8 protein-coding genes are annotated in these 8,544 nt (G+C 67.6%); all 8 read left to right on the top strand.

Annotated elements, in window-relative coordinates:
- Positions 1–185: 185 nt before the first annotated feature.
- A complete protein-coding gene (gene mpl, locus P3W85_RS13105; RefSeq protein WP_276265099.1) occupies positions 186–1,577 on the top strand; it encodes a UDP-N-acetylmuramate:L-alanyl-gamma-D-glutamyl-meso-diaminopimelate ligase in 1,392 nt (463 codons plus the stop codon).
- A 10-nt stretch (positions 1,578–1,587) separates the two neighbouring features.
- A complete protein-coding gene (locus P3W85_RS13100; RefSeq protein ID WP_276265098.1) occupies positions 1,588–2,181 on the top strand; it encodes a YqiA/YcfP family alpha/beta fold hydrolase in 594 nt (197 codons plus the stop codon).
- Positions 2,182–2,188: 7 nt separating this feature from the next.
- Positions 2,189–2,845, top strand: coding sequence for a chorismate--pyruvate lyase family protein (locus P3W85_RS13095; protein WP_276265097.1), 657 nt, complete (start codon positions 2,189–2,191; stop codon positions 2,843–2,845).
- Between the two features lie 58 nt (positions 2,846–2,903).
- Positions 2,904–3,644 carry a 3-oxoacyl-ACP reductase FabG gene (fabG, locus tag P3W85_RS13090; protein WP_276265096.1) on the top strand — a complete coding sequence of 247 codons (741 nt, stop codon included), beginning with the start codon at positions 2,904–2,906 and terminating at the stop codon, positions 3,642–3,644.
- A gap of 181 nt (positions 3,645–3,825) precedes the next feature.
- Positions 3,826–5,958, top strand: a complete 2,133-nt coding sequence (locus tag P3W85_RS13085; protein WP_276265095.1) for an RNB domain-containing ribonuclease — start codon at positions 3,826–3,828, stop codon at positions 5,956–5,958.
- Between the two features lie 160 nt (positions 5,959–6,118).
- Positions 6,119–6,988 (top strand): energy transducer TonB, encoded by an 870-nt coding sequence (locus P3W85_RS13080; RefSeq protein ID WP_276265101.1) that lies wholly within the window; start codon positions 6,119–6,121, stop codon positions 6,986–6,988.
- A 17-nt stretch (positions 6,989–7,005) separates the two neighbouring features.
- The gene (aroE, locus tag P3W85_RS13075; RefSeq protein WP_430869540.1) at positions 7,006–7,887 is read left to right on the top strand and encodes a shikimate dehydrogenase; all 882 of its coding nucleotides are present in this window, start codon (positions 7,006–7,008) and stop codon (positions 7,885–7,887) included.
- 29 nt (positions 7,888–7,916) lie between these two features.
- Positions 7,917–8,544: monofunctional biosynthetic peptidoglycan transglycosylase (gene mtgA, locus P3W85_RS13070; protein ID WP_276265094.1), on the top strand; the 628-nt coding region annotated here is incomplete at its 3' end.

The following is an 8,544-nucleotide window of genomic DNA, read 5'->3' as shown; positions in this document are numbered from 1 at the left end:
GCGTGGTGTTGTAGTTAAGCAGCTGAATTTGACGTTGCAGTGACGCTGTTGCCCGGTCCAGGGCTTCCGGCAGGGCGCCTGGCTCCCCATCACCGGCAGCAAATCCCGCCCTACCCCCTCAGGTACAATTCTTCCTCACCCGAAGCAAAGAAGGCCCGGCCGCCTGGCCCGCCCAATCCACTCCCATGCATATTCACATCCTCGGTATCTGCGGCACATTCATGGGCGGCCTCGCTGTCCTGGCCAAGCAGGCGGGCCACCGTGTCACCGGTTGCGATGCCAATGTCTACCCGCCCATGAGCACCCAGCTCGAGGCGCAGGGCATCGAGCTGATCGAGGGTTTCGATCCGAACCAGCTGGCGCTGGCGCCGGACCTGTTCGTGATCGGCAACGTGGTTTCGCGCGGCAATCCGCTGATGGAGGCCATTCTCAACCGCAACCTGCCTTATGTCTCCGGCCCGCAGTGGCTGGGCGAGCATGTGCTGCGCGGCAAATGGACGCTGGCGGTGGCGGGCACCCATGGCAAGACCACGACGACCTCCATGCTGGCCTGGATCCTGGAGGATGCCGGTTATCAGCCGGGCTTCCTGGTGGGTGGCGTGCCGCAGAATTTCGGCGTGTCGGCACGGGTGACCGAATCCGACTTCTTCGTGATCGAGGCCGACGAGTACGACACCGCGTTTTTCGACAAGCGCAGCAAGTTCGTCCACTACCGTCCGCGCACGGCCATCCTGAATAACCTGGAATACGATCATGCCGACATCTTCCCGGATCTTGCCGCGATCGAGACGCAGTTCCATCATCTGGTGCGCACCGTGCCAGAACAGGGCCGGCTGATCGTCAACGGCCTCGAAGCCAGCCTGGCGCGCGTGCTGGAGCGGGGCTGCTGGAGCGAGACCGAGCAGTTCGGCGTGGGCGACTGGCGTGCCGGCGAGCCCGCCGACACCGGCGCCGGCGGCCACACCCAGGACAGTTTCGATATCTGGTTCAAGGACGCGCTGCAAGGCCGGGTCAACTGGGCCTTGCAGGGCACGCACAACCGGATGAACGCATTGGCGGCGATCGCGGCGGCCCGGCATGTGGGCGTGCCTCCGGCCCAGGCGATCGAGTCCCTGTCGCGCTTCGCCAACGTGAAGCGCCGCATGGAAGTGCGCGGCGTAGTGGACGGCATCACCGTCTATGACGACTTCGCCCACCATCCCACCGCGATCCAGACCACGCTCCTGGGCCTGCGCAAGCGGGTGGGCGCGGCACGTATCCTGGCAGTGCTCGAGCCGCGCTCGAACACCATGAAGCTGGGCGTGATGAAGGCGCAGTTGCCGGCCAGCCTGGAGGCAGCCGACCTGGTGTTCGGCTACGGCGCGGCCGGCGGCAAGGATGCGCTGGGCTGGGACCTGGCCGAGTCGCTGGCGCCGCTGGGCGAGCGGGCCGCCGCTTTCAGCGATCTTCCGGCGCTGGTGCAGGCGGTGCGTGCCGCGGCGCGCCCGGGCGATCACGTGCTGGTGATGAGCAACGGCGGTTTCGGCGGCGTCCACCAGAAGCTGCTGGATGCCTTTGGCGCCCGCGCAGCGGGCTGAGCGCGGGCGCATGCTGTTATATCTGCACGGTTTCCGCTCTTCGCCGCAGTCGTTCAAGGCGCGTCTGGTCCAGCAGCGCATGCGCGAATGGGGCGTCGGGCGCCATTACGCCTGCCCCGTCCTGACCGTATCGCCGGCGGCGGCCATTGCCCAGGCCGAAGCGGCCATTGCGGCATCCCAGGCGGGTGGCGCGCAGCCGCTCACCATCGTCGGCTCGTCGCTGGGTGGCTTCTATGCCCGCTGGCTGGCGGAGCGCCACGGCTGCCGCGCCGTGCTGCTCAACCCCGCAGTGCATCCCTGGACCGACCTGGAGCACTACCTCGGCGACCAGCCGCTCTGGCACGGCGGCGGCTCGGTGCGGGTCGAGCGGCATCACCTGGACGAACTGCTGGCGTTGCGGGTCGAGGCGATCACCCGGCCGGAACGCTATTTCCTGATGGCCGCCACCGGCGACGAAGTGCTGGATTACCGCGAGATGCTGGCGGCGTTCCCCGGCGCGCGCACGCGCGTGATCGAGGGCAGCGACCACGGCATCAGCGAATTTGCCGACTACGTCGACGAAGTCCTCGCTTTCTGCGGCTATGGCCCGGAGCCGCAGGCATGAGCGCGGCATGAACGAGGCGCAAATGCGCCGTTGCGGCTGGCATTTCCATCTACCCGAGGATCCCGCCATCAGCGCCAACCTGCGGCGGTGGGTGGTCGGGGAGGGTTCGCTGACGGCACGCCTGGTGGCGGCGTCCAGCCGGTTCCGCGTGCGCTGCCTCGCGCAGCGCATGGAGCTTGCCCTGGCCGACGAATGGCAGGCGCTGGGGTTGGTTGCGCGCCACCGGGCGCTGGCCCGCGAGGTGCTCTTGGTCTGCGACGAGGTGCCGGCGGTGTTCGCCCATACGGTGGTGAAGCCCCACCACGCACGGCGCGACTGGCCGTTCCTGCGTGGCCTGGGGGAGCGCCCCCTGGGCGGCGCGCTGTTCGTCGATCCCCGCGTGCGGCGCGAGCCTTTTGCCTTTGCGCGCCTGCAGCCGCATCACCCGCTGCGGCTGCGCTTGCAGCAGGCCGTGCCCGCCATGCGCGCACTGCCGCCATCCCAGGCCTTGCCGGCGCGCCGCTCGATATTCCGGCGCGGCGAGGGCGTCATGCTGGTGACGGAGGTGTTCCTGCCCGACCTGCAGGAGCGCTCCGCGCCGGAGAGCCCTCAAGCGCCCGGCCGCGATGGTTCCGCGCAGCCGGGGTGGCCGGGAAGCGGCGAAAAGCCAGCAGAAATCGAGTAATACGAAGCAAAAGCAAGAACATACCCAGACCGCTAGCCAAGAAGAAGAGACGACCATCATGAAATTGCAGGGACGTGTTGCCATCATTACCGGCGCTGCAGCCGGTATCGGTTTTGCCACCGCACAGCGCTTTGCCGCCGAAGGCGCGCTGGTTGTGCTTTGCGATGTGCAGGAAGCGCGTGTGCGTGCCGCCGCCGATACCCTCGCCGCGACGGGTGCCACCGTGGCCGCGTTCAAGGTCAACGTGACGCGTCGCGACGAGGTCGACGCCATGGTGGCGGCCACGCTCGCCAAGCACGGCCGTATCGACATCCTCGTCAACAACGCCGGGATCACCAAGGATGCACGCCTGGCCAAGATGAGCGAGGCCCAGTTCGACGCCGTGATCGATGTCAACCTCAAGGGTGTCTTCAACTGCGCGCAGGCGGTCGCATCGATCATGACCGAGCAGGGCAGCGGTGTGATTCTTAATGCATCCAGCGTGGTCGGCCTCTATGGCAACTTCGGCCAGACCAACTACGCGGCCAGCAAGTTCGGCGTGATCGGCTTCACCAAGACATGGGCGCGCGAACTGGGCCCCAAGGGCGTGCGCGTCAATGCCGTCTGCCCGGGCTTCGTCGCCACGGAAATCCTGCAGACGGTGCCGGAGAAGGTGCTGGAGGGCATGAAGTCGTCCTGCTGGCTGCGCCGGCTGGCCGAACCGGCCGAGATTGCCAGCATCTACACCTTCCTGGCCAGCGACGACGCCAGCTATGTCAACGGCGTGGCGATCGAGGCCAGCGGCGGCATGTCGCTGTAACACCTTGTCCCGTGCCGGCTTGCGTCCGGCGCGGTGCGGTATCATCTCAGGTCCGGTCGTCGCCTCGCCTGAAGGCGGCCTTGCACCATTTCTCTCGCCGGGCCGTTCCCACAGGCGTCACATAGCGCCAGGGCGCTTGTTGTCCAAGAGCGGCTCTCGGCATTTCTGAAAGTACCGATCCATGCAGTTGCTGTTCGAAGAAGGCGGCGAGATTCGCGCCGGCACCGTGCTGACCCAGCAGGGCGAGTCCTATCAGGTGGAGTTGCCCGCGGGCAAGCGCACCAAGGTCAAGGCGCGCGACGTGCTGTTGCAGTTTGCGCAGCCGTCGGCGATCGAGCTGGTGCGCGAGACCACCGGGCTGGTGGGCGAGATCGACCTGGATTTCCTGTGGGAATGCGCGTCGGATGACGAATTCGTGTTCACCGATCTGGCGGCCGAGTACTACGGCGCCGGTGCGAGCGTGGTGCAGCAAGCCGCGCTGGCGCAGGCGCTGCACGGCAATCCGGTCTATTTCCGCCGCAAGGGGCGGGGACATTACCAGCGCGCGCCGGAAGACCAGCTCAAGGCGGCTCTGGCCGCGCTCGAGCGCAAGAAGCAGCAGGCGCTGGTGCAGGCCGAATACGAAACCCAGCTCAAGGCCCTGACCCTGCCCGACGCGTTCCGCGGCAAGGCGCTGCAACTGCTGTTCAAGCCCGACAAGAACAGCCTCGAATACAAGGCGATGGATGCCGCCTGCACCGCGCTCGGCATGTCGCCGATGCGGCTGATGGTGGCGGTGGGCGGCATTGCCAGCCCGCGCGCGCTGCACGAGGCCAAGTTCCTCTCCGAATGCTTCCCCAAGGGCACCGGCTTTCCCGACGTGGCCGTGCCGGAACCCGCCGGCGACCTGCCGCGCGCGGATGTGCAAGCGTTCTCGATCGACGACGTCACCACCACCGAGATCGACGATGCGCTGTCGGTGACGCCGCTCGACGGTGGCAAGATCCGCGTCGGCATCCACATTGCCGCGCCCGGCCTTGGCATCCGCCGCGGCGAGCCACTCGACGCCGTGGCGCGCCAGCGCCTGTCGACGGTGTACTTCCCCGGCGACAAGATCACCATGCTGCCCGATGCCGTGGTGGAACGCTACACGCTGCAGGAAGGGCGCGAATGCCCGGCGTTGTCGCTGTACGTGGTCTACGATCCGGACCAGCAAGCCATTGTCAGCAGCGAGACCCGTGCCGAACTGGTGATGATCGCCGCCAACCTGCGCCACAATCTGCTGGAGGATGTGGTGACCGAGGCCGCGCTTGCCGCCGGCACCGGCGACTACCCGTTCCGCGATGCGCTGACCCGCTTGTGGCATTTCTCCGGCTGGCTGTACGACGAGCGCCAGAAGGCGCGCCTGGCGAGCGGGCTGCGGCCCGAGTCGCACAATCGCGCGGACTACAGCTTCTACCTCGACGAGCTGCCCGACGGCGGTGAGCGCGTGCGCATCGAGCAGCGCCGGCGCGGTTCCCCGCTGGACAAGATCGTCGCGGAGCTGATGATCCTGGCCAACAGCACCTGGGGCAAGCTGCTTGCCGACAACGGCGTGCCGGGCATCTACCGTACGCAGAAGGCCTGGGGCATGCACCGCACCCGCATGCAGACCTATCCGGCCCCGCACGAGGGGCTGGGCGTGGCGCAATACGCGTGGAGCACCTCGCCGCTGCGCCGCTATGTCGACCTGGTCAACCAGTGGCAGATCCTGGCGGTGGCCCAGCATGGCGTTACCGCCAAGCTGGTGGCGCCGTTCAAGCCCAAGGATGCCGACCTGCTGGCCGCCGTGGCCGACTTCGAAGGCACATACGCCGCTTATGCCGACCACCAGTCGACCATGGAGCGCTACTGGTGCCTGCGCTGGCTGGGCCAGGAGAAGCGCGAGCGCCTGATGGCCTCGGTGCTCAAGGAGGGCGCGGTGCGTTTTGCCGAGATCCCGCTGGTCACGCGCGTGCCCGAGCTGGCCCAGGCCCAGCGCGGCACCCAGGTGCTGCTGGAAATCGGCGCTACCGACGAGATTTCGCTCGAAGTGTCGTGCCGGGTCCTGGAGGTGTTCGCCGGCGAAGGCGAACTGCCGTCAGAGGAGCTGGAAAGCGACGACGAAGCCAGCGAGGTGTCGGCCGAAGCCGCCGCCGAAGCCGCCGCGGAAGAGGCTGCCGAGATGGCTGCGGAAGGCGCGGGCGCACAGGAGGCGCCGGCGCAAGCCGTTGCCGACGATGCCGCGGGCGCCGACGGTGCCGCAACCGCCGCTTCGTCGGACGCGCGCGACACCGGCGTTGCCGGCGCGGGCTGAGGTCCTCGGAAAAAGCGAGGCGCTCCCTTACAATCGCAGTCTGATCCGGGGTCGGTCCGACCCCGGCCCCGGTCACGCCACATCGCTGCTCCCAAGCCAACGCCCCGCCACCGTGAAAGCCGCCTTTTCTCCCCGCCAGTGGTGGAACGCCAGCAGCACGATGGCCAGGGCGCTGGCCGTCTCGGTGCTGGCGCATGCCTTGCTTCTGACCGTGCGGGTGGTGGCGCCGGATGCCTTCGAGATCAAGCGCACCGATGCCGCGCTCGATGTGGTGCTGGTCAACTCCAAGTCGGCGCAGCGTCCGCGCAACCCCACCGTGCTGGCCCAGGCCAACCTGGACGGCGGCGGCGAACAGGACCAGCAGCGCGCGACCACGCCGCTGCCGGCCCAGACCGCGACCAAGGACGGCGACCTGGTACGCCAGATGCAGCGCCGCGTGGAGCTGATGGAGCAGGAGCAGCAGCGCCTGATGACGCAGGCGCGCGAAGCCGCGCCGGCCGTGCGCAGCCAGCCGGTCAAACCGGGCCAGCAACACACCGACGACCCGCTGCGCGGACAGGACGAGCGCACCTCGCTCGATGAGATGGCCAAGCTCGAGGCCGAGATCGGCCGCAATATCGAGCAGTACGCCAAGCGCCCAAAGCGCTACCAGCTCACCGCCACCAGCGCCCAGGAAGTCGAGTACGCGCAATACTATGACCGCCTGCGCCACAGGATCGAGGCGCGCGGCACCCTTGATTTCCCCCAGCGCAGCGGCAAACCGCTGTACGGCCAGCTGATCCTGGTGATCAACGTCAACCGGCAGGGCAAGCTCGGCTATAACCGCGACGGCTACAACATCGACGCCATCGATGTGGTCAAGAGCTCGGGTGATCCCGCACTGGACCGCCAGGCCGTCGCGATCGTGCGGGCGGCGGCGCCGTTCGGCACGTTCACACCGCAGATGCAGGCCCGCCAGGATATTCTCGAAGTGATCTCCACCTTCAAGTTTTCCCGCAGCGGCCTCGAAACCCGCCTACAGGCCCGATGATGTCTACTACAGAAACGATGCAATCCCAGCCCCAGCCCCAGGCCGACCGCTATGTCGTGGTTGGCAATCCCGTCGCGCACAGCCGCTCGCCCGCCATCCATGCCGCCTTCGCGCGGCAGACCGGCGAGGCCGTCGAGTACGAGCGCCTGTTGGCGCCGCTGGATGGATTCGCGGCCACCGTGCGTGCCTTCTTCGAGGGCGGCGGCCATGGCCTGAACGTGACCGTGCCGTTCAAGCTCGAAGCCTATGACCTCGCCGACCGCCTCACGCCGCGCGCCGAGAGCGCCGGCGCGGTCAACACCATGTGGATCGAGGATGGCCTGATTCACGGCGACAACACCGACGGCGTCGGCCTCACGCGCGACATCGAAGTCAACCTCGATACCTTGCTCGAAGGCAAGCGCATCCTGCTGCTGGGCGCGGGCGGCGCCGCCATGGGCGCCATGCTGCCGCTGATCGCCTGCCGGCCCGAGCGCATCGTGGTGGCCAACCGCACGCCCCAGCGCGCCAGCGACATCCTGGAAAACGTGGCGCAGCAGGCCGACGAGTACGGCGTGGAGCTGTGGGGCGGCGGCTTCGACGCGTTGGCGGGCCTGACCGATGAAGACGCCTGCGATGTGGTCATCAACGCCACCAGCAGCAGCCTGCAAGGCGAGCTCCCGCCGGTGCCGGCGGAACTGTTGGGCAAGGACGTGCTGGCCTACGACATGATGTACGGCGCCGAGCCCACCGTATTCCTGAAGTTTGCCGCCCAGTGCGGGGCACGCACCGCCGATGGCCTGGGCATGCTGGTCGAGCAGGCCGCCGAAGCCTTCTACAACTGGCGCGGCGTGCGGCCCGCCACCGCGCCGGTGCTGGCCGAGTTGCGCGCAGAACTGTCGGCCAAGGCCGCAGGCTAAGCGCAGCAAACCGGGTCGCGGACACCGTCATGGCAGAGCGCAAGCGCACCGCCCGCCAGGGTTCGGCCACGCGCGGCGGCAGCCTCAATCCGCTGCGCTGGCTGGCTTACCTGGTCGGCACGCTGATTGCCGGCATGCTGGCGATGCAGCTCTATTTCTTCCTGCAGATCGCTGCCTGGCAATACGTGAACCCGTCCTCCAGCACATTCATGCGGGCGGAGCGCTGGCGCCTGTGCGGCTTCAATTTCTGGAGCTGCCAGGTGGACCACCGCTGGGTCGGCTATGACGATATCTCGCGCAATCTCAAGCGCGCGGTGATCGCCAGCGAGGACGCCGACTTCGTCAACCATCCTGGCTACGAGCTCGACGCCATGCTCGATGCCTGGGAGCGCAACAAGAAGCGCGGCCATATCGTGCGCGGCGGCTCCACCATCACGCAGCAGCTGGCCAAGAACCTCTTCCTCTCGTCCGAGCAGCACTACCTGCGCAAGGGCCAGGAGCTGGCCATCACCTGGATGCTCGAGTTCTGGCTGGACAAGCAGCGCATCTTCGAGATCTATCTGAATTCGGTGGAGTGGGGCGAGGGCGTGTTCGGCGTCGAGGCCGCCGCCCAGCATTACTTCAAGACCAGCGCCGCCAGGCTCAGCGTGGGCCAGG

The organism is Cupriavidus basilensis (genome assembly GCF_029335485.1).
Lineage (GTDB): Bacteria > Pseudomonadota > Gammaproteobacteria > Burkholderiales > Burkholderiaceae > Cupriavidus > Cupriavidus basilensis_E.
The sequence above is the reverse complement of the archived record's forward strand: the minus strand, read 5'-3'. Positions and strand labels throughout refer to the sequence as shown.